Genomic DNA, 21,991 nt, shown 5'->3' with positions numbered 1-21,991 from the left:
GCACGCCGCGGCGCGCAGCCTGGGCCCGGCCAGGTTTGGCGCCCGCCGGTACAATCACGGGTTCGTCCTTCCGCTGCTTTTTCAAGCCATCGCCATGAGCAAACCCGCCCTGACCTTAAAGTTCAAGTGCAAGAAGTGCACCAAACCCGTCACGCTGTACCTGCAGAAGACGTCGGCGTGCTCGCACATCACCCCGTACCAGGGTTTCTGCAAGTGCGGCGAAATGATGCGCCACGCCACCGGCGACAAGGACGCGGTCGAGTCCTTCGTCAATTCGCTCGACAACAGCTGGATGCACCACCATCACCACCACCACTGAGCCGGCCACCGTGGTGAACGAGAGCTGGCGTCCCGCCGGCAAGGACCCGATGCGCTTCCTGGGCGGCTATCCGCCCGGCGTGCTGGAGCAGGTGCGCGAGCTGGTCGCCGCCGGCCGGCTCGGCGACCATCTGGCCCGCCGCTACCCGGGGCGCCACACCGTGCAGACCGACCGCGCGCTGTACGAATACACCACGGACATCAAGCAGGAATACCTGCGCAGCGCGCCGCCGCTGCACAAGGTGGGGTTCGATGCGCGCCTGGATTCGGCCCAGCGCGCGCTCGGCCTGCATACCGCGATCTCGCGCGTGCAGGGCGGCAAGCTCAAGGCCAAGAAAGAGATCCGGGTCGCCTCGCTGTTCAAGGAAGCGCCGCCGGAATTCCTGCGCATGATCGTCGTGCACGAGCTTGCCCACCTGAAGGAAAGCGAGCACGACAAGGCCTTCTACCGGCTCTGCGAGTACATGGAGCCGCGCTACCACCAGCTCGAGTTCGATACGCGGCTCTACCTGGCCTGGCGGGAGCTGGAACGCGCCGCCCCCGCCGGCGGCATCGATCCTCGCGCTCAGGCGTCGCAGGCGTAGCGGAACGACCCGTTCAGCGTCCTGGGCAGCACCAGCGTGCGCAGGTTGGCCGCCTGGGCCTTGGCGCACAGCCCGGCGCGCGTGGCGGCGTCCCGGTACTTGGTGGCGTATTCGATCTGGAATACCGGCTTGCCCTGCCCCGTGAACGCGGTATAGGCACCGCACTCGCGGTACTGGAAGCACTGTTCGTTGATGGCGAAGTCAAAGCTCGCGGCCAGCTCGGCCACCTGCCCCACGTCGTTCTTCAAACCGACCGCCAGCCCGCGCGCATGCGCCTCCGCCGCCAGGAAGCGGTTGTAGTCGAGCTGGGTCTCGGCCGTCAGCGGCAGGCCGGGGCTGTTGGTATAGCCGTCGACATTGTCGGGATCGACCGCATCGCAGCCTTTGCTGACCGCCAGGTCCATGCGCGCCTGCATGATGCGGCGCACGTTGGCCGAGCGCGTATCCAGCCAGCGCTCGCCGGCCCAGCCCGACAGCGGGGCGCCCTGGTCCGCCTCGGTGAACTGGTTGAAGTCGGGACGCCAGTCCTCGGAACTGCCCGCCGAGAAGTAGCAGATCACGCGCCGGCCCTGTGCCTTGAGTGCGTCGATGGTGGCCTGCGGCGTATCGAACAGGTCGAAGTCATAGGCGGTCACCGCATAGCTGGTATTGAGCCGGCCGGTCAGCTGGATCTGCCAGGTATCGGTGAGCGCCGGGGCCCAGCGCGTGGTGGCGCTGGTGGTGGTTTCGTTGATGTGCCGCGTCGCGGCCGCGGCGGTCGGCGACACCATCTCGGTCTGCCCGCCATCGCCGCCGCAGCCGCCCAGTGCCAGGCCCAGCGCAACCGACAGCAGCGCCGCGGCCTTCCTCGCATCGTTGCCATGCATATGTTCTTCCCCCTTCCCTGTGATGAACCCCGTTCGAAGCGATCGGCCCTGTTGTCGATATGCCGCGGCGGCCGGGCCTGCCGCTGCGGTTCCCGCAATGTAGCGGATTCACGGCCAGGTCTGGAATGCAGGCCGGCCCCACTGTTCGTGCGGCGCAACACATGATGCGCTTGACCCATGCCGAGGCGCTATGTATAAAGAGCGCGTGGGTAGAAGCGGTCGATTGGACAGCAGCGGTGCAATGCCGCGACGTTCAACTGGAGATTGCTCACTGACGGAGTGTTTCGTCGGTGGCGCAGTGGTCCAGACGCTCCCCTGACAAAGACTCCCGATCGCAGCATGCAAGGCCGGCCCCGCGGCGTTGTTCGCGCGCGCCCGCCGCATGCGTGTCCAACCCTGGTGTCCTGTTCCGCAAATGCCTTGCCATGAAATCGCCCAGTTGCCCGCCATGCGTCGTTGCTCGTCGTTGCCATAGCTACGGCTATGGCGCCTCCTCGCGCCTAGCCTGACGAGCAACTGGACGATTTCATTTTGGCAAGTTACTTGCGGAACAGGACACCAGTCATTGTTAGGGGATCTCCCATGATCATCGACACCAGCTGTTATCCGACGAACCTGGTGGACCTGGCCTGGCGCCACGACGGCAACCCGTTCACCGGCGAGCGCCTGATCCAGATGATGGACGGCCCATTCACCATCAACGGCAAGCCGCGCCGCATCGACAAGGCCTTTATCCAGCCGCCGCAGGGCAACACCATCTACACCTACACCGACGGCGTGAAGTCGGGCAGCGAATCGATCGACGCGTACATGGCCTACACGGTCGAGATGGTGCGGAAGTACCCGGACCGCTTTATCGGCTGCTTCGTCTACAACCCGCGCTGCGGCGTGCAGAACGGCGTCAACGCCATCGAGCACTACGTGAAGAAGCTGGGCTTCAGGATGGTCCAGTTCCAGGCCAACATGCACGCCTATCGCCCGGACCGCGCGCTGGACTGGCTGCGCCCGGCGCTGCAGAAATGCGCCGAGCTGGGCGTGCTGGTCAAGCTGCATACCGGCGACGGTCCCTACAGCATCCCGACCGAATGGGTGCCGATGATGAAGGAGTTCCCGACGGTGAACTTCATCATGGCCCACTTCGGCGTGCAGACCGGCGGCGTGTACTGCTTCGAGCCGTTCCAGATGGCGATGGACATGCCCAACGTCTACTGCGAATCGGGCTGGTGCCTGCAGTCGCGCATCGTCGAGTTCGCCAAGGTGCTGCCCAGGCACAAGATCCTGTTCGGTTCCGACACCCCGCCCAACGAGCCCGGCATGTGGCTGCGCCTGCTGGAAGTGCTGTGCTTCGAGCCGCCCCAGGGCCTGAACCTGGATGAAGACACGCTCGAGGACTACCTCGGCAACAACGTCGCCCGGATGATCGGCCTGGAGCCGACGCCGGTGCCGCGCACGCTGGAAGAAGCGAAAGCGCGCCTGGCCGCATAAGGTCCGCACCCGCACCCGCGCCAACGACAACGGACTCCGGAGCACCCGAACATGATTATCGACACCCACCTGCACCCGACCAACCTGGTCGACGAAGCCTGGCGCCACACCGGCGAGCCCTTCAACGGCGAGCGCATGCTCAAGATGATGGACGGCCCCTACATGATCAACGGCAAGCCGCGCCGCATCGACATGGGCTTTATCCAGCCGCCGCCGGGCAACACCGGCTACCGCGACGGCAACCGCCGCGGCCGCGAAGGCATCCGCGACTACATGGCGTATATCGCCGAGCTGTGCCAGAAGTACCCCGACCGCTTTATCGGCAACTTCACTTTCAACCCGCGCTGGGGCCCGGAAGAAGGCGCGCTGGAGCTGGAATTCCATGTCAAGGAGTACGGCTTCAAGATGCTGAAGCTGCATGCCAACATGCACGGCTACCGTCCAGACCGCGCGCTCGACTGGCTGCGCCCGGCGATGAAGGTCTGCGCCAAGTACAACGTGGTGGTGCTGATCCACACCGGCGACGGCCCGTACACGATCCCGACGATGTTCTACCCGATCATCCGCGAATTCCCGATGGTCAATTTCATCATCGGGCATTTCGGCATCCAGACCGGCGGCAACTACTCGTTCGAGGCGTTCTGGATGGCGATGGACACGCCCAACGTGTACTGCGAATCGGGCTGGTGCTTCCAGTCGCGCATCGTCGAGTTCGCGCGCCAGCTGCCGCGCGACAAGATCGTGTTCGGCACCGACACGCCGCCCAACGAACCCGGCATGTGGCTGCGCGAGCTGGAAATGCTGTGCGGCCCCGCGCCGCAGGGCATGGACCTGGATGAGGACGGGCTCGAGGACTACATGGGCAACAACATCGCCCGGCTGGTCGGCATCGAGCCGACCGCGCCGCCCAGGACGCAGGAAGAAGCGCTGGCGCGGCTGAAGGATACCTACGCCAGCACCCGGTAGTCGCTAGCTGTTCGGCAGGCAGGCACGGCACGGCGGCCGGGGACTTCCCGGCCGCTGGGGCAGCCTTCGCCCTGGCCCACCCTGACCCCAGGAGCCGATCCATGAACTCACCCGCAGCGCCCTTCGCCACCGCGACGCCGGCGCGCCAGCCTTTCCACGATACCTCGCAGGACTTCCACCAGTTCCTGGCCGCCTACCGCGAGGCCTTTCCCGACGACGTGCTGCACATCCGCGAGCCGGTCGGCGCCGACCAGGACCCCACCGCGCTGGTGTGGGCGCTGGCTGCGCAGGGCCGCCATCCGGCCCTGCTGTTCGACCATGTCGAGGGACTGGGCACATCGCTCGCCACCAACCTGTTCGCCTCGCGCGAGCGCGTGGGGCGCATGCTGGGCGGCGTGCCGCCCGCCGGCATCCATGCCGAATACCAGGCCCGCAGCCGCCGCATGGTCGCGCCGCGCGTGCTGGACAGCGGCGCCGTCACCGGCCACGTCGAGACGCAACACGTCGACCTGCGCACGATCCCCGCGATCCGGCACTTCGCCACCGACCGCGGCCCCTACATCACCAACGCGATCCTGATCGCGGAAGACCCCGACAGCGGCATCGGCAACGCCAGCTACCACCGCTCGATGCTGCATTCGCCGACCGAGATCGCCACCAGCCTGCATTCGCGCGGCCACCTGTGGCGCATGCAGCAGCGCGCCGCCGAACTGGGCCGGCCGCTGCCGGTCGCAATGGTGATCGGCGCGCATCCGCTGTTCATGCTGGCCGGCGCCGCGCGGCTGCCGTTCGGCGTGGACGAGCGCCATGTCGCCGGCGGCCTGTTCGGCGCGCCGCTGGAAGTGGTACGCACGCCGCGCCACGGCATCCTGGTTCCAGCGCATGCCGAGATCGTGCTCGAAGGCGTGATCGATCCCGAGGCCCGCGTCGACGAAGGCCCGTTCGGCGAGTTCACCGGATACTCGTCGGACCGCTCGACCAACAACCTGCTGCGGGTGCAGAGCGTGATGCGGCGCACGGACGCGTGGCTGGTCGACGTGGTCGGCGGCAACTCGGCCGAGCACCTGAACCTGGGCCGCATCCCGCGCGAGTCCGAGATGGTGGAGAAGCTGCGCGAGCGCTTTCCCGGCGTCACCGCGGTGCACTACCCCAGCTCCGGCACGCATTTCCACGCCTACGTGGCGCTGCGCCAGAGCCGCCCGGGCGAGGCCCGCCAGGTGATGCTGGGCCTGCTGGGCTGGGACCCGTACCTGAAGACGGTGGTGGCGGTGGACGAGGACGTCGACATCACCCGCGACGAGGATGTGCTGTGGGCCATGGCCACGCACCTGCAGCCGCACCTGGACGTGGTGGTGGTCGACGGCCTGCCCGGCAGCGCGCTGGATCCGTCGGCATCGGGTGTCGGCACCACGTCACGCATGGGGCTGGATGCAACGCGCGGGCCCAATTTCGACGGCATCCGCGCGCGCATCGATGCCGCCGCGATGGCGCGCGCGGCTGCACTGCTGGCACGGCTGGAGCGTGCGGCATCCCACGTGCCGTGAGGCGCGGCTCAGGGATAACCCGCTGAAAACGGTGGATTCATCGTTTCACCCGATCGATAAATCCACCGCCAACGTTGTACCTTCCCTGCGCCGCTGTCATGCTGGACTGACAAGACAGGACAGGCGCGGGCTTCGCACGAGAGGATGGCAAGACCATCCCGCAAGAGGAAGCGCCGGCACCTTGGCGACACGTTAGCGCAATGCGCAACCGGCGTGATACCGACCAAAGGAGACAGCATGAACCCCACCCTGCCTACGCAAGGGAATGCCGCCGTGCATCCCGTCGACGAGGTCCTGCCCCCGCCGCGCCTGCTGGCCCTTGGCCTGCAGCATGTGCTGGTGATGTATGCCGGCGCCATTGCCGTGCCGATGATCATCGGCGGCGCCCTCAAGCTGCCCAAGGACCAGGTCGCCTTCCTGATTGCCGCCGACCTGTTCTGCTGCGGCCTGGTGACGATGATCCAGAGCATCGGCATCTGGAAGGTCGGCATCCGCCTGCCGGTGATGATGGGCGTCACCTTCACCGCGATCGCGCCGATCATCGCCACCGGCTCCAATCCGTCGCTGGGCCTGCCGGCGGTGTTCGGCGCGGTGATGGTGGCGGGCGTCTTCACTTACTTTGCCGCGCCCTATGTCGGCAAGATGGTGCGCTGGTTCCCGCCGGTGGTGACCGGCACCGTGGTGCTGGTGATCGGGGTCTCCCTGATGCGGGTCGGGATCAACTGGGCGGCGGGCGGCAATCCCACCATCAATACCGCGGCCGGTCCGGTGCCAAATCCCAATTTCGGCCTGCCGCTGAACATTGCCATCGCCACCGCGGTGCTGTGCACGGTGCTGGCGCTGGTGGCGTTCGCGCGCGGCTTCCTGTGCAACGTGGCGGTGCTGATCGGGATTGCGGTGGGCTTCGTGATCGCGCTGGCGCTGGGCAAGGTCAGTTTCGACGGCCTGCACAACGCCCACTGGGTTGAATTCATCACACCTTTCCACTTCGGCTGGCCCACCTTCGACGCCATGACCTCGGTCACGCTGTGCGTGGTGATGATCGTGATCATGATCGAAGGCGTGGGCCAGTTCCTGGCGCTAGGCGAGATCGTGGGGCGCCCGGTCGACTCCGAGGACCTGGCGCGCGGCCTGCGTGCCGACGGTGTCGGCGCGCTGGTGGGGGCGGTGTTCAACACCTTCACCTACACCTCGTACGCGCAGAACGTCGGGCTGGTGCAGGTCACCGGCGTGCGCAGCCGCTGGGTCTGCGCCACCGCCGGCGGCATCCTGATCGTGCTGGGCTGCCTGCCCAAGCTGGCCTTCTTCGCGGCGTCGATCCCGCAATACGTGCTGGGCGGCGCGGCGCTGGTGATGTTCGGCATGGTCGCGGCCACGGGCGTGCGCATCCTCGGCCATGTGGACTTTGTCGACAACAAGAAGAACGCCTACATCGTCGCCGTCAGCGTGGCGCTGGGCATGATCCCGCTGGTGTCGGACAAGTTCTTCGCGCAGATGCCGGAGCTGCTGGCCAAGTTCTGCCAGAACGGCATCCTGCTGGGCACGCTGGCCGCGGTGCTGCTGAACCTGCTGTTCAACGCCCGTTCGCCAGCCGCCCAGCCGCACGGGCTGGCCAAGGAACCGGCATGACGAAGTTGGCCGGCAGTCAGCTGGCTTCCGCCAGCCTGGCGCGATAGCGCATCAGCAAATCCCGGAAGGCCTGCGCCGGCGGCGACAGCGACCGGTCCGCGTGCACCAGCAGCGAGATCTCGCGGTGGATCACCGGATCGGTCGGCATCACCGTGGCCAGCCCCAGCGCGCCGGTCAGCCGCGTGACCGCGGCGCTCATCACGGCGATGCCCAGGCCGGCGTCGACCATGCCGACCATGGTCAGAGGCAGGAACACCTCGTGCACCCGCTGCAGCGTGATGCCGCGCGCGGCCAGCGCGGTGTCCAGGCAGTCGCGGATCGGGTTGCCCTTGTGCGGGCCGATCACCGGCAGTCCCGCCACGTCCTCCCAGCGCAGCGTCTTGCGCCGGCGCAGCGGATGGTGCGCCGGCATCACGATCACGAAGGCATCGTCCAGCAGCCGGTGCGCGCTCAGGTCGGGCTGGCCCGCGGGGATGGTGCCGATGCCGAAATCGACCTCGCCCGAGCTGACCATCCTGGTCACTTCATGCTCGGACACATCGTGCAGCTCCACCTTCACGCCCGGATGGCTGACGCAGAACTCACGGATCACGCGCGGCAGCATCAGCGCCGCCTGGATCGACGATGCGGCGATCGACACGCGCCCGCGTCCGAGCGTGCGCAGCTCGCTGGAATTCTCGATCACGCTATCGATATCGGCCACCGCCTTCTTCACCAGCGGCAGCAGTTCCGCGCCCGCCTGGGTGATGTGCAGCTGGCGCGTGTGGCGGTCGAACAGCTTCAGCCCGAGGTTGGCTTCCAGTTCGTGGATCAGCGCGCTGACCGACGACTGCGACAGGTCCAGCCTTTCGGCGGCGCGGGTGAAGTGGCGCTCCTGCGCCACGGCGATGAACGCGCGCAGCTGGCGCAGCGACACGTTCATGTTGCTGAGGTTGGGCACGTTGTCTACCTCCGGGATCTCGGGGTGCGCGCTCTGCGGCGAAGGGACAGGGCTTTCGCGGCGCGTCTGATTCAGAGGGTAACACGATCAATTAATCCGTTTGCGGGTCTTTACCGATGAACACCTGCCACCCATGATGGATTCAACGGCGCGCGCCCCGCACGACTTCGGCACGACCGGCAGCCGCCGCCGATGGCACAGACCAGGAGGAGCAATGAGAGCGTTTGAGTATTTCGAACCGGCAACGCTGGCCGAAGCCTCGGCCATGCTGCACCGGTGCGGCGGCAAGGCCAGCGTGCTGGCCGGCGGCACCGACCTGCTGGTGCAGATCAAGGAGTCCGTGCGCAAGCCCGAGCAGGTCATCAACCTCAAGAAGATCCCGGGCATGGACGTGCTGACCTTCGATCCGGTCAACGGCCTGCGCATCGGCGCGCTGGTGACCACGCGCGCGGTCGAGACCTCCGGCTTGGTGCAGCGCCACTACGCCGGCCTGGCGAAGGCGGTGACCGACTTCGCCTCGATCCAGGTGCGCCATCGCGCCACCGTGGTCGGCAATGTCTGCCGTGCGTCGCCGTCGGCGGATTCGATCGCGCCGCTGGTCGCCGACGGCGCCTCGGTGCACCTGTACGGCATGTCGGGCTCGCGCGAACTGCGCGTCGAGGACTTTGTCACCGGCGTCGGCAAGACCGCCATCGCGCCGGACGAGATCGTTACCCGCATCACCGTGCCGCCGCCGCGCGCCAACACCGGCAAGGTCTATCTGAAGCATGGCCGCCGCGTGCAGATGGAACTGGCCACGGTCGGCGTGGCGGTATCGCTGACGCTGGAGGACGGCCACTGCGCCGATGCCGGCATCGTGCTGGCTGCGGTTGGCCCCACACCCGTGCGCGCCGCGCGCGCCGAGCAGCTGCTGCGCGGCCAGCGCGTGACCGACGCCCTGATCCTGCAGGCCGCGCACGCCGCCATGGACGAGGCCCGTCCGATCAGCGACGTGCGCGCCAGCGCAGCCTACCGGCGGCAGATGGTCAGCGTGCTGACCCGCCGCGCCCTCGAACAAGCCCTGGAGGCCGCCCTGCGCGGAGCATCATGCGAAAAATGATCGAACTCGTCATCAACGGCGAGCCGCGCGAGCTGGCGGTCGAACCCCACAGCACCCTGCTCGACGCCCTGCGCCACGACGCCGGCCTGACCGGCACCAAGAAGGGCTGCGACGTGGGCGAATGCGGCTCGTGCACCGTCATCATCGACGGCCGGCCGATGAACAGCTGCTTGGTGCTGGCGCCCGAAGCGCACGGCTGCCACATCACCACCATCGAAGGCGTGCAGCCCGCGCCCGACACCGTGCACCCGTTGCAGGATCAGTTCATGCGCTGCGGCGCCGCGCAGTGCGGCTTCTGCACGCCGGGCTTCGTGGTGATGGCCAAGGCGCTGCTCGACGAGAACCCGCATCCCACGCGCGACGAGATTCGCTTTGCCATTGCCGGCAACATCTGCCGCTGCACCGGCTACACCAAGATCATCGAGGCCATCGAGCAGACCGCCGCGGCCATGGACCCCGCCGGGTGCATGCACCGTACCCGCGCCAGCGAGGAGGCATGATGAGCCACGCCGTGATCGGACACAGCGTCAAGCGCACCGACCTGCTCGACAAGGTCACCGGCAACGCCAAATACGTTGCCGACATGCCCTTCCCTGGCCTGCTGTACGGCAAGATCAAGCGCAGCAACGTCGCCCACGCCCGCATCCGCCGCATCGACGTCTCGCGCGCGCTGGCGCTGCCCGGGGTCAAGGCCGTGCTGACGCACGAGAACGTGCCGCGCGTGCTGCACGCCGGCTCGCCGCACCCGCGCTCGGCGTCAGTGACCTGCGACCAGTACATCCTTGACCACAAGGTGCGCTACTGGGGCGAGGGTGTGGCCGCGGTGGCGGCGGTCAGCGAAGAGATCGCCGAGCGCGCGCTCGAACTGATCGAGGTCGAATACGACACGCTGCCCGCGGTCTTCACCACCGAAGATGCCGAGCGCTCCGACGCCCCGCGCCTCCATGAACGCGAGCCCGGCGGCAACCTGGTGCTGCCGCCGGTGATCGTCAGGCGCGGCGATGTCGAAGCCGGCTTTGCCGAGGCCGACTTCATCCTCGAAGGCGTCTACGAAGGCGGCCGCCCCACCCCCGCCTACATGGAACCCAACGTGCTCACCTGCAGCTGGGACGGCAACGGCAACCTGACGGTGTGGATCTCGACCCAGACCGCCTTCATGGTGCGCGGCATCATGGCCGAGGTGCTGGGGCTGCCGCTGCACAAGGTGCGCGTGCTGGTCGACCACATGGGCGGCGGCTTCGGTGCCAAGCAGGACCTGTTCCAGCATGAGTTCCTGTGCGCGCTGCTGGCGCGCGAGACACGCCGGCCGGTGCGCATGGAATACACCCGCGAGGAAACCTTCCTCGGCGGCCGCACCCGCCATCCGGCAAAAATCTGGCTGAAGCAGGGCTTCCGCAACGACGGCACCATCACCGCGCGCAAGGCCAGGGTGGTGTTCAATTCCGGCGCCTACGGCTCGCACGGTCCCGGCGTGACCAATGTCGGCACCGCCGCGCTGGTATCGCTGTACCGCTGCGACAACGTGCTGCTGGAAGGCCGCTGCGTCTATACCAACAGCCCCATCGCCGGCGCCTTCCGCGGCTACGGCGTGGTGCAGACCTACTACGCGCTCGACGTGCAGATGGACGAGGCCGCCGCGCACCTGGGCATGGACCCCGCCGAACTCAAGCTCAGGAACGCCGTGCGCGAAGGCGATATCGCGCCCTCGAACCATCCGCTGATCGGACACGGCCTGGAGGCCTGCATCGAGAAAGGCATGGCCCTGCTCGACTGGCCCGCGCTGCGCCGCCGCGCGCGCGACACCACCGGGCCGGTCCGCACCGGCTGGGGCCTGGGCTGCGAGATGCACGGCAGCAGCGCCTATCCTGGCATCAAGGAACAGGGCAACGCCATCATCAAGATGAACGAGGACGGCACCGTGGTGCTGCTGACCGGCGCGGCCGGGCTGGGTACCGGCGCGCATACCGCGCTCGCGCAGATCGTTGCCGAGGAACTGACACTGCCGTTCGAAGCGGTATCGGTCGTGCATGGCGACACTGACGTGGTGCCCTGGGACATCGGCGCCTTTGCCAGCCACACCACCTACATGGTCGGCAAGGCGGCGCAGATGGCGGCGGGCGAAATCAGGCGCCAGCTGTTCGAGCGCGCCGCGAAGCTGATGGAGTGCGAGCCCGAAGCCCTGACGCTGGCCGGCGGCATCATCGCCGTGCGCGACCGCGACGGCCCCACGCTGACGGTGCGCGAGGCGGTGATGCCGCGCAAGGGCATTCCCGCCGCGCAACTGGTGGGCACCGCCACCTATCACCCGACCAAGTCGTATTCGTTCGCCGCGCATTTTGTCGAAGTCGCGGTCGATACCGAGACCGGCTTCATCACCGTGCGGCAGGTGGTGCCGGTGCACGACGTCGGCAAGGTGATCCACCCGGTCGCGGCCGCGGGCCAGATCGAAGGCGGCATCCAGCAGGGCATCGGCCACACGCTGTACGAGGACTACCAGATCGACATGCGCAGCGGCCGCTCGCTCAACGCCAACTTCGTCGACTACAAGATGCCGCTGGCGATGGATATGCCCGAGATCCGCACCGTGATCCTGGAAGCCGCGCCGGACCCCGGCGGCCCGTTCGGTGCCAAGGGCGTGGGCGAAGACCCGATCGTCGCAATCGGGCCGGCGATTGCCAACGCGGTGTTCGATGCCATCGGCGTGCGCTTCCGCCACTACCCGATCAAGCCCGAGCAGGTGCTGCAGGCGCTGGCGGAAAAGGCGGCGCGGGAAGGCGGGCGCGGATGAGCCGCAAGCAACGCCTGGTGGTCGCCATCACCGGCGCCAGCGGCGCGGTGTACGGCGTGCGCATGCTGCAGGCACTGGCGGAGCTGGACGGCTGGGAGACCCACCTGGTGTGCTCGCCGTCCGGCCTGCTGACCGCGCATCATGAACTGGGCCTGCAGCGCCCGCAGATCGAGGCCATGGCCGACGTGGTGCACAACGTGCGCGATATCGGCGCCACCATCGCCAGCGGCTCGTTCCGCTGCAACGGCATGGTGGTGGCGCCCTGCTCGATGCGCACGCTGGCCGCCATCGCCACCGGCCTGGCCGACAACCTCGTCACCCGCGCCGCCGACGTGATGCTCAAGGAGCGCCGCCGGCTGGTGCTGCTGGCGCGCGAGACGCCCTTCCACCTGGTGCACCTGCGCAACATGACCACGGTGACCGAGATGGGCGCCATCGTGCTGCCGCCGGTGCCGGCCTTCTACGCGCATCCGCAGTCGGTCGACGACATCGTCGGCCACACCGTGGGACGCGTGCTGGACCTGTTCGACGTACCGCACGACGGACTGGTGGCACGCTGGCAAGGCCTGCGCCCCGGCGTCGCCACCGCTTGAAAAGAACTTCCGCCTCGCGCTCGCGGGGAACGCAGACCCTAATCAGGAGACAACATGAACGCACCTGCCGTCGCACAACAGCCGCCCGTCCCGGTCACCATCCTTACCGGCTTCCTCGGCTCGGGCAAGACGACGCTGCTCAACCACATCCTGACGCAGAAGCACGGCCACCGCATCGCCGTGATCGAGAACGAGTTCGGCGAAGTCGACGTCGATTCCGACCTGGTGATGACCTCGGACGAAGAGATCTACCAGATGACCAACGGCTGCATCTGCTGCGTGGTCGATGTGCGCACGGACCTGGTGCGCATCCTGCAGAAGCTGCTGGAGCGCCCCGAGCGCTTCGACCATATCCTGGTCGAGACCAGCGGCCTGGCCGACCCGACCCCGGTGGCCGCCACCTTCTTCATGGACAACGAAGTCGCCAGGCAGGTCACGCTCGACGGCATCCTGACGCTGGTCGATGCGGTGCATATCGAAAGCCATCTCGACGACCCCCAGCTGACTGGCTTCGACAACCAGGCCGTCGACCAGATCGTCGCCGCCGACCGCGTGATCCTGAACAAGACCGACCTGGTGGACGCCGTGCAGCTCGACCGGCTGGAAGCGCGCATCCATCGCCTGAACGAGGGCGCGCAGATCCTGCGCTCCAACTTCGCGCAGGTGGACCTGGGCAAGATCCTGGGTATCGGCGGGTTCACGCCGGGGACGATCCAGGCGGATGCGCACGATGCGCACGATGCGCACGAGCACACCGGCCAAGCGCATGATCGGCACGACGAGCATCACGACCACGTATGCGACGAGTATTGCGACCACGCGCACGATGACGACAGTCACGGCCACCGCCACGATCCGTCGGTGACCTCGGTCTCGCTGGTGTTCGACCAGCCATTTGATCGCCAGCGCCTCGAGCACGGCCTGAAGGCGCTGCTGGCCGCGCAGGGCGACGATGTGTTCCGCATGAAGGGCATCGTCGCGGTGGACGGCGATGAGCGCCGCTACGTGCTGCAGGCGGTGCACCGGTTGATGGACTTCCATCCCGCCGAGGCGTGGGGTACGGAGCCGGCGCAAAGCAAGTTCGTGTTCATCGGCCGCCATCTCGACAAGCTGCGGCTGCAGACGCTGCTGAAGGTGTGCCTGCCGGTGGCGCAGGCCGCCTGATCGTGCTGTCGGCGGCGGGACTGGCTTGCGGTTAGTCCCGCCGCAAGGCTGCCGCGCGCAAGGTCTGCGACGGCAGCTCGCCGAACTCACGCCGGTACTCGCGCGAGAACAGGCTCAGGTGGGTAAAGCCGTGCCGCAGCGCGATCGCGCCGACCATGCCTTTCTCCTGCGACGCGCGCTGCAGGTCTGCGCGCGCGCCATGCAGGCGCAGCAGCCGCAGGTACTCCATCGGCGTGGTGTCCTTGCTCTTGCGAAAGCCCAGCTGCAACGTGCGCGCCGACACGCCGCAATGCGCGGCGATCTGTTCCAGCGTCAGCGGCTGGTCCAGGTTGGCGCGCAGGTAGGCAATGGCTTGGCGCACGTAGTCAGGCAGCACCGCTTCGAAGCGGCGCGGCAGCATATTGCCGTCGGCGGCGAAGCGATCGAGCAGCAGCGTCGACAGCACGATCCGTTCGATGCTGGCATCCACCGCCGGCACGCCGCTGCCTTCGCGCCGCACCCGCGTTTCCGCGCGCAGGTAGCCCACCAGCGCCTGCCAGCGCGCGGCACGGCCATCGTCGGCCACCGGCTGCATGTCGAATTCGATCGGCGCCGGCGGCTCGAAGCTGAACTGGTGGCGGAACGCCTCTTCGATCAGCTGGCGCCGGATTACCACGCTGAAGCGCTCGCAGCCCGGATCGAGCGACAGCGTGGTCGGCACGGTGGGCGAGAACACGAAGGTCGCGCCCGGTGGCATCAGCATCGCGCCCCGCGGCGTTTCCACGCGGCAGCCGCCGGCCAGCACCGTCTGGATCACGAACTCGTCCTTGTTCGGCTGCGGCTCGATCTGCACCGCCTGGTTGTAGGCGATGGTCACCAGCGTGAGCCGGCCGATGGTGCTGGTATCGATGCGCGCATCGAGCGCCGCATCGTCCTCGGCCGCGCGCAGCCGCGTGGGGCCGAACACGCGGCCGGACAGCGACTGGATGCGATCGAGGTCCCCGCCGCGAGAGACTGGCGAGCGCGGGGCTGCGGCGGACCATGCTGCGGTGGGTGACATAGCGTTGGATAGCAGAAGGGAAAGCACCACGGCGACCGACGCCGCCTCAACGTCCGACGTCTTTCTCCCCTCTCCCGCCTGCGGGAGGGGGGCGGGGGAGAGGGCAGGAACTTGCAAGAGCGATACCGCCTCGAATGCCGCTGGCAACATCAGCGCGGCATTCGATCTCTTTCGTTCCTGCGCACGCCGGCCCTCTCCCCCAACCCCTCTCCCGCGCGCGGGAGAGGGGAGCAAACCAGCGCATCCATCGTATTGCCACCCCTGCCCTCACGCAACCCAAGGGAAACCCCTGATGCCTCCGGCGCGCATTTTGCAAGCCCGCTTGCGGCCCCGTGCCACAGCCTTCGCAATAACGCTATGACGGCATGCCGTGCATCACTACTGTGCAAGGCATGCGTGGGCCATGCGCCGCGCATGGCACCGTGACGGACCCGAGCCCGGCAACCACAGACCGGGCCAGCCGCCGCCGGCATGGCGCACTTTCCCCCAGTACGCGGCAGGAGACCCATCATGAAACCAGTGGTTCACCCCGTCGACCAGATCCTGCCGGCACGCGCGATGGCGTCGCTCGGCTTCCAGCACATGCTGGTCAGCTACCTCGGCGCCATTGCGGTGCCGATGATCGTCGCCGGCGCCCTCAAGATGACGCCGGCGCAGACCACCATGCTGATCAGCACTGCGCTGTTCACCTCCGGCATCGCCACGCTGCTGCAGACCGTGGGCTTCTGGAAGTTCGGCGTGCGCCTGCCGCTGATGCAGGGCGTGGCGTTCAGCTCCGTGGGCCCGGTCATCGCCATCGGCACCGATCCCGCGCTCGGCTTCAACGGCGTTTGCGGCGCCATCATCGCCGCCGGCGTGATCGCGATGTTCCTGGCCCCGGTGATCGGCAAGCTCAAGCGCTTCTTCCCGCCGGTGGTGAGCGGGTGCACCATCACCGCCGTGGGCCTGTCGCTGTTCCCGGTTTCGTTTCACTGGTTTGGAGGCGGAAGGGGCGCGCCGGATTTCGGCGCGCCCATCTTTTTTCTGGTCGCCTTCGGCGTGGTGGCACTGATCCTGCTGATCAACCGGCACGGCGGCGAGCTGGTGCGCAACCTGTCGGTGGTGATCGGCCTGCTGGTTGGCGGCGCGGTGGCGTGGATGCTGGGCATGGGCAGCTTCGACGAGGTCGCGCGCGCGCCATGGTTCACCATGGTGACGCCGTTCGCGTTCGGCATGCCCACCTTCAACATCGGCGCCATCACCACCATGGTGATCGTGATGGTGGTGCAGATGGTGGAATCGATGGGCCTGTTCGTTGCCGTCGGCGACATCGTCAAGCGACCGCTGACCGAGCGCGACGCCACCCGCGGCCTGCGCGCCAACGGCCTGGCCAGCGCCATCGGCGGCATGTTCGCGGCGTTCCCGTACATCGCCTTCATGGAGAACGTGGGGCTGGTGATCGTCACCGGCGTGCGCAGCCGCTGGGTGGTCGCCACCTGCGGCGTGATGCTGTGCGCGGTGGCGCTGGTGCCCAAGATCGGCGCGCTGTTCGCATCGATCCCCGCCGCGGCGCTGGGCGGCGCCACCATGGTGATGTTCGGCGTGGTCGTCGCCGCCGGCATCAAGACGCTGGGCGAGGTGGACTACGAGCGCAATCCCAACAACCTCTCCATCGTCTCGATCACGCTCGGCTGCGCGATGATGCCGGTGATGCTGCCCGGCATGCTCGAAAAGCTGCCCGGCTTCCTGCAGCCCTTCGTCCACAGCAGCGTGATCATCGCCTGCGTGGTTTCGGTGGTCCTCAACCTGATTCTCAACGGCCTGCCAGCGCGTGAAGCCGACGAGCTGACCGCCAGCGCCGACAACGTCCAAGGGGTCTGACAACATGGTGCACAACACCAACGCCACCACCGCGCCGGCCGGCGCCCTGCTGATCCGCAACGCCGCCGCCGTGATGACCGGCCGCGCCGGCACTGCCGCGCGCGCCGGCGCCGCCGACATCCGCATCCGCGAGGGCCGCATCGCCGAAATCGGTGCCAGCCTGCCGCGTCACGACGGCGAAGGCCTCCTCGACGCCAGCGGCTGCGTGATCTATCCCGGCTGGGTCAACACCCACCATCACTTGTTCCAGAACCTGCTGAAGGCCGTGCCCAGCGGCATGAACGTCGGGCTGGAGCAATGGTTGGCGGCCGTCGCCTACCCGCGCCTGGCGCGCTTCAGTCCGAAGATCTTCCGCACCGCGGTGCGCCTGGGCATGGCGGAGCTGCTGCTGTCCGGCACCACCACGTGCGCCGACCACCACTACCTGTATCACCACGGCCACGGCGCCGAAACCGGCGACGTGCTGTTCGAGGTGGCCGAAGAGCTCGGCATGCGCCTGGTGCTGTGCCGCGGCGGCGCCATCCAGTCCGCCTCCGATCATCCCGGCATGCGCGCCACCGCGCTGGTGCCCGAGACGCTGGACGAAATGCTGGCCGATATCGAACGGCTGAAATCACGCTACCACGACCCCGCCCCCGACGGCCTGCGCCGCGTGGTGGTGGCCCCGACGACCCCCACCTTCTCGCTGCCGCCCGCCCTGCTGCGCGAACTCGCCGCCTTTGGCCGCGGTATGGACCTGCGCCTGCATTCGCACCTGTCCGAGACCGACAACTACGTCAGGTTCTGCCGCGAGAAGTACCAGTGCACGCCGGTGCAGTTCGTCGCCGACCACGACTGGCTGGGACCCGACGTCTGGTTCGCGCACCTCGTCACCGTCAACCCTGAGGAAATCCGCATGCTGGCCGTGACCAATACCGGCATGGCGCATTGCCCCGTCAGCAACGCACGCCTCGGCAGCGGTATCGCGCCGGTGCGGGCGATGGCGGATGCGGGCGTGCCGATCTCACTTGGCGTCGATGGCGTCGCTTCCAATGAATCGGGCAGCATGGTGCACGAGGCCAACTTCGCCTGGCTGGTGCACCGCGCCCTCGGCGGCGCCGGGCAAACGCGGGTGGAGGAAGTGCTTCACTGGGGTACTGCCGGTGGGGCGCAGGTTCTGGGGCTGCCCGGTATCGGCACGCTTGCGCCCGGGCAATCGGCGGACCTGGCGATCTATGACGTCAGCGGGCTGCGGTTCCATGGGTTCCATGACATCGGCACGGCGCCGGTGGCGGCTGGGGAGCCGACGCCTGTGCGTGATGTGCTGGTGAGGGGGCGGCAGGTGGTGCGGGATGGGGCGGTGGTGGGGCTGGATTTGGAGAAGTTGAGGAGGGAGGCGCGGGAGGCGTTGGTGGGGTTGGTGGATTAAGGGGGCGATTGTGGTGCCTTAGGTGCTATGGATTGGCGATGAACCGCATCGAGCGGATGATGGCTAGCACGTCTGGCAGCGCGCGCTCTGAGCGTTTCAAAATCGTCTTGCCGCGGGTTTCGGTGATCTCGCGCGGGTCGAATCCAACGACGATCCCGCCATTCATCGTCACGATCGTACGCGTTTCATCACCTAGACAAAAATGGAGGTCACGGCTACGCGGTGTCGCTACAGCGGTCGCAGTAGCAATGGTGGCATCAGAGTAGTACCGCGGGTTAAGGCTGGTAAGGTCACGCTGTTGAGTATCCCGGATCATCATAGGGTCAGACTCCCGGCGTTGGCTCATCAGTTCCGGACAGAGTTTTTTTGCCGCCCCGGGCTGGCAACTGACAAGCATTGATAGCTCTTTCTCGTTCTCTTTTGGAAAGTAGCTTCCATGTCTAAAGGTACCCCAGGAATCGTCCGATGGAGTTACCCGGGCAGCACCTCCAGCCTTGGCGACAAATTCCAGCGCACAGTCTTTCATTGGAAGGACGTATCGTTGCGTCCCTTTAGGTATGAGTCCGTTACCTCTCACTCCCTCCGCCCACACGCCCGCGCTCGCGAGCGAGAAGGCCATCGCCGTGCCAAAGACTGCAAACGCTTCGAGAGTCCGCTCCCTCACCGCTTCCATTCATAATCCTCCGGCTTGAACTGCACGACGCCCACCCTATCGGGGAAGGTAGGATGGTCGAACAACAACACCTGAGCATAGGCGTATGCATGATATCGGTCTACAAGACCATTCAACCGCGGATTTCCTAGATTCACGTGGTCTGGCAGGTTCACGATGCAGGACGCACGGCGGAAAGATACATTCTCGTAAAATACAAAGACATCGCGCTTCCTTAGTTGGCTGGTGAAATGGATACTGAACTGATGGCGGTAATTTGGAATTAGCGTGTCCGCTTCTTTATTCGCCCCATTCTTGAGCCAGTAGTGCCCAGCGCTATCAGCGGCACTATAAGTGTCCACAGCCACATCTTCGCGCCAATTTAGAATGTTTCCTGGCAAACTCGGTTCAGCGGCATGTAGCGGTACGTTGCTGCGCAATTCTTTCGCCCTCGAGTATGTTGCATGTAGTGCGGCGTCGAGGGCAGCGTCGATGTCACGGCCTCGGAATTTCCAGTATTTCAGATAGTTGGGCGTATGTGTCAGCTGCAGAAAGCCACGACCGAACCATGGCGAGTACCAAGAACGCGAGCCGCCCCCCTCTACCAGCGTGCTGAACCAGACTGTTTCTTGAACGGAGTTCCCAAGGAATGCGGCTAGCCTGGCGCGGGTCGTTATGCCGTACTTTCGCCAAGCAGTATTCAAACGGTCCTTATGACTCCTTGCGAGAACACCGGCGTCTCTTGTTGCTGCTTCATACACAATCTTGTGGGGAATTCCTGCCCCAAAGCCCCGCAACGCCCTTGCCGGCACAGCCTGCCTAAGTTCATCAACACTAAGCCACAGCGCCCGACGCATATGATGAATGAACTGCAGCGGATGGAAATGCCATACCCCACGAGGCAATCCAGTGTGCTGCCAGAACGCGAGTTTCTGCGCCTGATCCTTGAACCGCTGCCAACTTTCCTCCGACACCAACGGCATGCCCGTTTTGCGCAGGCGCGCAAAGCGTGCGTCTAAATCCGAGACATCCCATTCAGTCGGATGCTTGACCACCAGATGACGCAGCGCCGCCTTGCCCGCGTCGCCGTTGTCGCTCAGCATCTGTAGCGTCGCCGGGTCGTCTACGATGGCATCGGCCGGACTCAGCATCGCGCCTTCTTCGACCTTCTTCCAGCCAAGCCAATGCGGGAAGTCCGCGTCGGACAACCGCGCGATGCCGGCCTGTGACAAGTCGATATATCCGGCCGAGCCGGGTGCATAGGGCACCAGTTGCCAATTGTCGGTGTGGCGGCTGCGTTCGTCGCTCAACACACGCCCGAAGGTCAGCCACTCCAGGCCAGCGCTAGGGTTGTCCGGGTACAGCGCCTCGGCAAGAGCCAGCATGGCGTAGCCATACCCCTGTTGTTCGACCCGGCCGAGTTCGCGGTACTGCCCCTGCGCGGTACGTATGCGTGTGGTCGTGAGGCGCTTGTCCTTGTCCAGGCGTACGCTGACGTAGAGTTGCTGCCCGGCATTGCTTCCGGCTTTTCCGATCGGAAACATCGGCTTGGCATCCTTGTCCGTTTTCCGCCATGGCCAGTCACCTGCGGGGAGACGCGGATGCGCAGCTGCGAATGACTTGCCTTCCGGGATAACAAAGTGGACGTCGCCATAGATGTCAGCACTACCCTTGTCCGTGATGCGGCTGCTATCGCGGAAAAAGAGGGTCAGCGCCTCGTCGGTGGTGAAGATCTCCAAATGAAATCCATTGCGTCCGGACTGATGCTGGCTCCCCGGATAGCCGAGTATGTCGCGCCGGTAGACCTTGGCCTTTTTCGGATCGTCCGGCACGCGTGCGTCCGGGCTGGTGCGGGTTCGGTAGCACGTTGCGAGCGTGTCGGTACGACCATGCAAATGCTCGGCGGCGGCGAGGTTCAAGTAGAGCGAGTAGAACACCACCGGCGTGACCGCACCCGTCTCGGTCTCATGGCGTAGCAGCACGAAGCTGGTGTCGTAGGGCTGCCCTTCGTAGGTCTCGGTCTTTGGCGCCAGCCGGTAGGCGACGATGGTGCCATCTGCGATGGCGCGAACCGGCGTTGCCGTATCGGCACCGATATGCAGACCGCCGTGCCAACAGTACGTGTTGCCGACCATGCGCGCCGGATAGGCGCCCTTCGGGTCGTCTGACTCGGCCAGCAGGCGGGCCAGCCAGGCATCCTCCGACTCTTCCATGGCGTTGCCTGCCGGCGGCGTTGTAAGAATGGGATAGCTGATGATCATGGCGCAGTCTGGTTCAGGAGTAGGGGAAGGAACCGGTTATCTCCCATGGCGTCGCCGGTGCCATTGGGAGCGGATAGTCGTGGCGGACGCCTGCCTCGAACTTCCTTTGCGCGGCCTTGTAAGTAATCGGGCCGGGACATTCGAAAGTAATATTGCCGCCCTCGATGGTGATGGCAGCACCACCAGCTGTCGCAATGCGGATGCGCTTGGCCGCAGCAAAGTCCACATTCATATTGGCCGACACAATGGTCAGGTCCTCCCGCGCCGCCAGCTTCAGCAAATCATGCTGCGCCTGGAGATCGATATCGCCCTGGCCTGCCGTCAGTTGCAGGCCGACGTTTCCGCCGCCGGCCGAAGACAGTCCTGCGGCCACCCCAATCGCCTTTCCCGAATGGATGCGCCCCTGTCCCGCGACGGCGACATTGTTGTCCTGCCCGCTGGCCATCACGACGCTTTCCCCACTGGCAATCTGCAGATCCTGGCCCGCCACCATAGCCACGCCAGCTCTGCCGTTGAGGTGGACCATTGGCTCGCCCTGGTGCGGCACCTTCCTTGGTGTGCTGGTATTGCCGCCAGCCGCGTCTTCCTTTGCTGTTCGAGCGATTGCCCGTCGACCATGCCGGCTGCAGCCTTGGCTTGCTTCGCCAATGGCGACTCGTCGTCCTTCCCGGTCGACAGGGCTTGGGTCTGGTGCCTGGTGGCGCCATCGCCCAACGTCCTGACCAGATCGCCCGCCTGCCGCAGCAGTGCGATACCGGCAGCGTTGTCGCCTGTCGGCAGTACGTGGCCGGTGAC

18 protein-coding genes and 1 pseudogene are annotated in these 21,991 nt (G+C 66.3%); 13 read left to right on the top strand and 6 right to left on the bottom strand.

The features are described from left to right. The first annotated feature begins 94 nt into the window (after window positions 1-94). Window positions 95-319, top strand: coding sequence for a hypothetical protein (locus A3AG_RS0109840; RefSeq protein WP_010812270.1), 225 nt, complete (start codon window positions 95-97; stop codon window positions 317-319). Window positions 320-368: 49 nt separating this feature from the next. Next, the gene (locus A3AG_RS0109835) at window positions 369-902 is read left to right on the top strand and encodes a M48 family metallopeptidase (RefSeq protein WP_035848314.1); all 534 of its coding nucleotides are present in this window, start codon (window positions 369-371) and stop codon (window positions 900-902) included. Here the strand turns inward: A3AG_RS0109835 and A3AG_RS0109830 are convergent. After that, window positions 884-1,768 (bottom strand): endo alpha-1,4 polygalactosaminidase, encoded by an 885-nt coding sequence (locus A3AG_RS0109830; protein ID WP_018005226.1) that lies wholly within the window; start codon window positions 1,766-1,768, stop codon window positions 884-886. The two genes, A3AG_RS0109835 and A3AG_RS0109830, sit on opposite strands and share 19 nt — an antisense overlap. A gap of 582 nt (window positions 1,769-2,350) precedes the next feature. Here A3AG_RS0109830 and A3AG_RS0109825 point away from each other — a divergent pair. From A3AG_RS0109825 to A3AG_RS0109810, 4 genes are all read left to right on the top strand, one after another. Beyond that, window positions 2,351-3,253 carry an amidohydrolase family protein gene (locus A3AG_RS0109825; protein ID WP_018005225.1) on the top strand — a complete coding sequence of 301 codons (903 nt, stop codon included), beginning with the start codon at window positions 2,351-2,353 and terminating at the stop codon, window positions 3,251-3,253. Window positions 3,254-3,304: 51 nt separating this feature from the next. Beyond that, window positions 3,305-4,219 carry an amidohydrolase family protein gene (locus A3AG_RS0109820; RefSeq protein ID WP_012354043.1) on the top strand — a complete coding sequence of 305 codons (915 nt, stop codon included), beginning with the start codon at window positions 3,305-3,307 and terminating at the stop codon, window positions 4,217-4,219. Between the two features lie 101 nt (window positions 4,220-4,320). Then, window positions 4,321-5,763, top strand: coding sequence for a UbiD family decarboxylase (locus A3AG_RS0109815; RefSeq protein ID WP_018005224.1), 1,443 nt, complete (start codon window positions 4,321-4,323; stop codon window positions 5,761-5,763). Window positions 5,764-6,000: 237 nt separating this feature from the next. Beyond that, a complete protein-coding gene (locus A3AG_RS0109810) occupies window positions 6,001-7,392 on the top strand; it encodes a nucleobase:cation symporter-2 family protein (protein WP_018005223.1) in 1,392 nt (463 codons plus the stop codon). 16 nt (window positions 7,393-7,408) lie between these two features. Here the strand turns inward: A3AG_RS0109810 and A3AG_RS0109805 are convergent, their stop codons facing one another. Then, a complete protein-coding gene (locus A3AG_RS0109805) occupies window positions 7,409-8,332 on the bottom strand; it encodes a LysR family transcriptional regulator (RefSeq protein WP_020384445.1) in 924 nt (307 codons plus the stop codon). Between the two features lie 214 nt (window positions 8,333-8,546). Here A3AG_RS0109805 and A3AG_RS0109800 point away from each other — a divergent pair, with 214 nt between their 5' ends. From A3AG_RS0109800 to A3AG_RS0109780, 5 genes are read left to right on the top strand one after another with little or no spacing between them, the layout of a single operon-like run. Further along, the gene (locus tag A3AG_RS0109800; protein ID WP_018005221.1) at window positions 8,547-9,431 is read left to right on the top strand and encodes an FAD binding domain-containing protein; all 885 of its coding nucleotides are present in this window, start codon (window positions 8,547-8,549) and stop codon (window positions 9,429-9,431) included. Further along, on the top strand, window positions 9,419-9,931 hold the full coding sequence (locus tag A3AG_RS0109795) for a (2Fe-2S)-binding protein (RefSeq protein WP_026164080.1): 513 nt from the start codon (window positions 9,419-9,421) through the stop codon (window positions 9,929-9,931). The genes A3AG_RS0109800 and A3AG_RS0109795 overlap by 13 nt, the downstream gene beginning before the upstream one ends. Next, window positions 9,931-12,219 (top strand): xanthine dehydrogenase family protein molybdopterin-binding subunit, encoded by a 2,289-nt coding sequence (locus A3AG_RS0109790; RefSeq protein WP_018005219.1) that lies wholly within the window; start codon window positions 9,931-9,933, stop codon window positions 12,217-12,219. The genes A3AG_RS0109795 and A3AG_RS0109790 overlap by 1 nt, the downstream gene beginning before the upstream one ends. Next, window positions 12,216-12,812 carry a UbiX family flavin prenyltransferase gene (locus A3AG_RS0109785; RefSeq protein WP_018005218.1) on the top strand — a complete coding sequence of 199 codons (597 nt, stop codon included), beginning with the start codon at window positions 12,216-12,218 and terminating at the stop codon, window positions 12,810-12,812. The genes A3AG_RS0109790 and A3AG_RS0109785 overlap by 4 nt, the downstream gene beginning before the upstream one ends. Before the next feature lie 54 nt (window positions 12,813-12,866). Then, window positions 12,867-13,976 carry a CobW family GTP-binding protein gene (locus A3AG_RS0109780; protein WP_018005217.1) on the top strand — a complete coding sequence of 370 codons (1,110 nt, stop codon included), beginning with the start codon at window positions 12,867-12,869 and terminating at the stop codon, window positions 13,974-13,976. A 31-nt stretch (window positions 13,977-14,007) separates the two neighbouring features. On the opposite strand, the gene A3AG_RS0109775 is transcribed toward A3AG_RS0109780, so the two are convergent. Beyond that, entirely contained in the window at window positions 14,008-15,015 is a 1,008-nt protein-coding gene (locus A3AG_RS0109775) for an AraC family transcriptional regulator (RefSeq protein WP_026164079.1), read from the bottom strand. A gap of 510 nt (window positions 15,016-15,525) precedes the next feature. Here A3AG_RS0109775 and A3AG_RS0109770 point away from each other — a divergent pair. Both A3AG_RS0109770 and A3AG_RS0109765 read left to right on the top strand, forming a co-directional pair. Then, on the top strand, window positions 15,526-16,875 hold the full coding sequence (locus A3AG_RS0109770) for a nucleobase:cation symporter-2 family protein (protein WP_018005215.1): 1,350 nt from the start codon (window positions 15,526-15,528) through the stop codon (window positions 16,873-16,875). Between the two features lie 4 nt (window positions 16,876-16,879). Further along, the gene (locus A3AG_RS0109765; protein WP_018005214.1) at window positions 16,880-18,283 is read left to right on the top strand and encodes an amidohydrolase family protein; all 1,404 of its coding nucleotides are present in this window, start codon (window positions 16,880-16,882) and stop codon (window positions 18,281-18,283) included. Between the two features lie 25 nt (window positions 18,284-18,308). On the opposite strand, the gene A3AG_RS34330 is transcribed toward A3AG_RS0109765, so the two are convergent. The 3 genes and pseudogenes from A3AG_RS34330 to A3AG_RS0109750 all read right to left on the bottom strand — a co-directional run. Beyond that, a complete protein-coding gene (locus A3AG_RS34330; RefSeq protein WP_197721546.1) occupies window positions 18,309-18,809 on the bottom strand; it encodes a hypothetical protein in 501 nt (166 codons plus the stop codon). 134 nt (window positions 18,810-18,943) lie between these two features. Then, window positions 18,944-21,196 (bottom strand): M23 family metallopeptidase, encoded by a 2,253-nt coding sequence (locus A3AG_RS0109755; RefSeq protein WP_145987513.1) that lies wholly within the window; start codon window positions 21,194-21,196, stop codon window positions 18,944-18,946. A gap of 13 nt (window positions 21,197-21,209) precedes the next feature. Beyond that, a pseudogene (locus A3AG_RS0109750) lies at window positions 21,210-21,991 on the bottom strand (DUF2345 domain-containing protein); the annotation flags it as partial.

Source organism: Cupriavidus neocaledonicus (genome assembly GCF_000372525.1).
GTDB classification, from domain to species: domain Bacteria; phylum Pseudomonadota; class Gammaproteobacteria; order Burkholderiales; family Burkholderiaceae; genus Cupriavidus; species Cupriavidus neocaledonicus.
This window is presented reverse-complemented; position numbering and strand designations above follow the sequence as displayed.

Bases quoted from the DNA above. Each gene is read 5' to 3' on its own strand.
- A3AG_RS0109820 (WP_012354043.1), top strand. From the start codon at position 3,305: ATGATTATCGACACCCACCTGCACCCGACCAACCTGGTCGACGAAGCC.
- A3AG_RS0109840 (WP_010812270.1), top strand. From the start codon at position 95: ATGAGCAAACCCGCCCTGACCTTAAAGTTCAAGTGCAAGAAGTGCACC.
- A3AG_RS0109830 (WP_018005226.1), bottom strand. From the start codon at position 1,768: ATGCATGGCAACGATGCGAGGAAGGCCGCGGCGCTGCTGTCGGTTGCG.
- A3AG_RS0109810 (WP_018005223.1), top strand. From the start codon at position 6,001: ATGAACCCCACCCTGCCTACGCAAGGGAATGCCGCCGTGCATCCCGTC.
- A3AG_RS0109815 (WP_018005224.1), top strand. From the start codon at position 4,321: ATGAACTCACCCGCAGCGCCCTTCGCCACCGCGACGCCGGCGCGCCAG.
- A3AG_RS0109835 (WP_035848314.1), top strand. From the start codon at position 369: ATGCGCTTCCTGGGCGGCTATCCGCCCGGCGTGCTGGAGCAGGTGCGC.
- A3AG_RS0109780 (WP_018005217.1), top strand. From the start codon at position 12,867: ATGAACGCACCTGCCGTCGCACAACAGCCGCCCGTCCCGGTCACCATC.
- A3AG_RS0109825 (WP_018005225.1), top strand. From the start codon at position 2,351: ATGATCATCGACACCAGCTGTTATCCGACGAACCTGGTGGACCTGGCC.
- A3AG_RS34330 (WP_197721546.1), bottom strand. From the start codon at position 18,809: ATGAAAGACTGTGCGCTGGAATTTGTCGCCAAGGCTGGAGGTGCTGCC.
- A3AG_RS0109755 (WP_145987513.1), bottom strand. From the start codon at position 21,196: ATGATCATCAGCTATCCCATTCTTACAACGCCGCCGGCAGGCAACGCC.
- A3AG_RS0109785 (WP_018005218.1), top strand. From the start codon at position 12,216: ATGAGCCGCAAGCAACGCCTGGTGGTCGCCATCACCGGCGCCAGCGGC.
- A3AG_RS0109795 (WP_026164080.1), top strand. From the start codon at position 9,419: ATGCGAAAAATGATCGAACTCGTCATCAACGGCGAGCCGCGCGAGCTG.
- A3AG_RS0109770 (WP_018005215.1), top strand. From the start codon at position 15,526: ATGAAACCAGTGGTTCACCCCGTCGACCAGATCCTGCCGGCACGCGCG.
- A3AG_RS0109800 (WP_018005221.1), top strand. From the start codon at position 8,547: ATGAGAGCGTTTGAGTATTTCGAACCGGCAACGCTGGCCGAAGCCTCG.
- A3AG_RS0109790 (WP_018005219.1), top strand. From the start codon at position 9,931: ATGAGCCACGCCGTGATCGGACACAGCGTCAAGCGCACCGACCTGCTC.
- A3AG_RS0109765 (WP_018005214.1), top strand. From the start codon at position 16,880: ATGGTGCACAACACCAACGCCACCACCGCGCCGGCCGGCGCCCTGCTG.
- A3AG_RS0109775 (WP_026164079.1), bottom strand. From the start codon at position 15,015: ATGTCACCCACCGCAGCATGGTCCGCCGCAGCCCCGCGCTCGCCAGTC.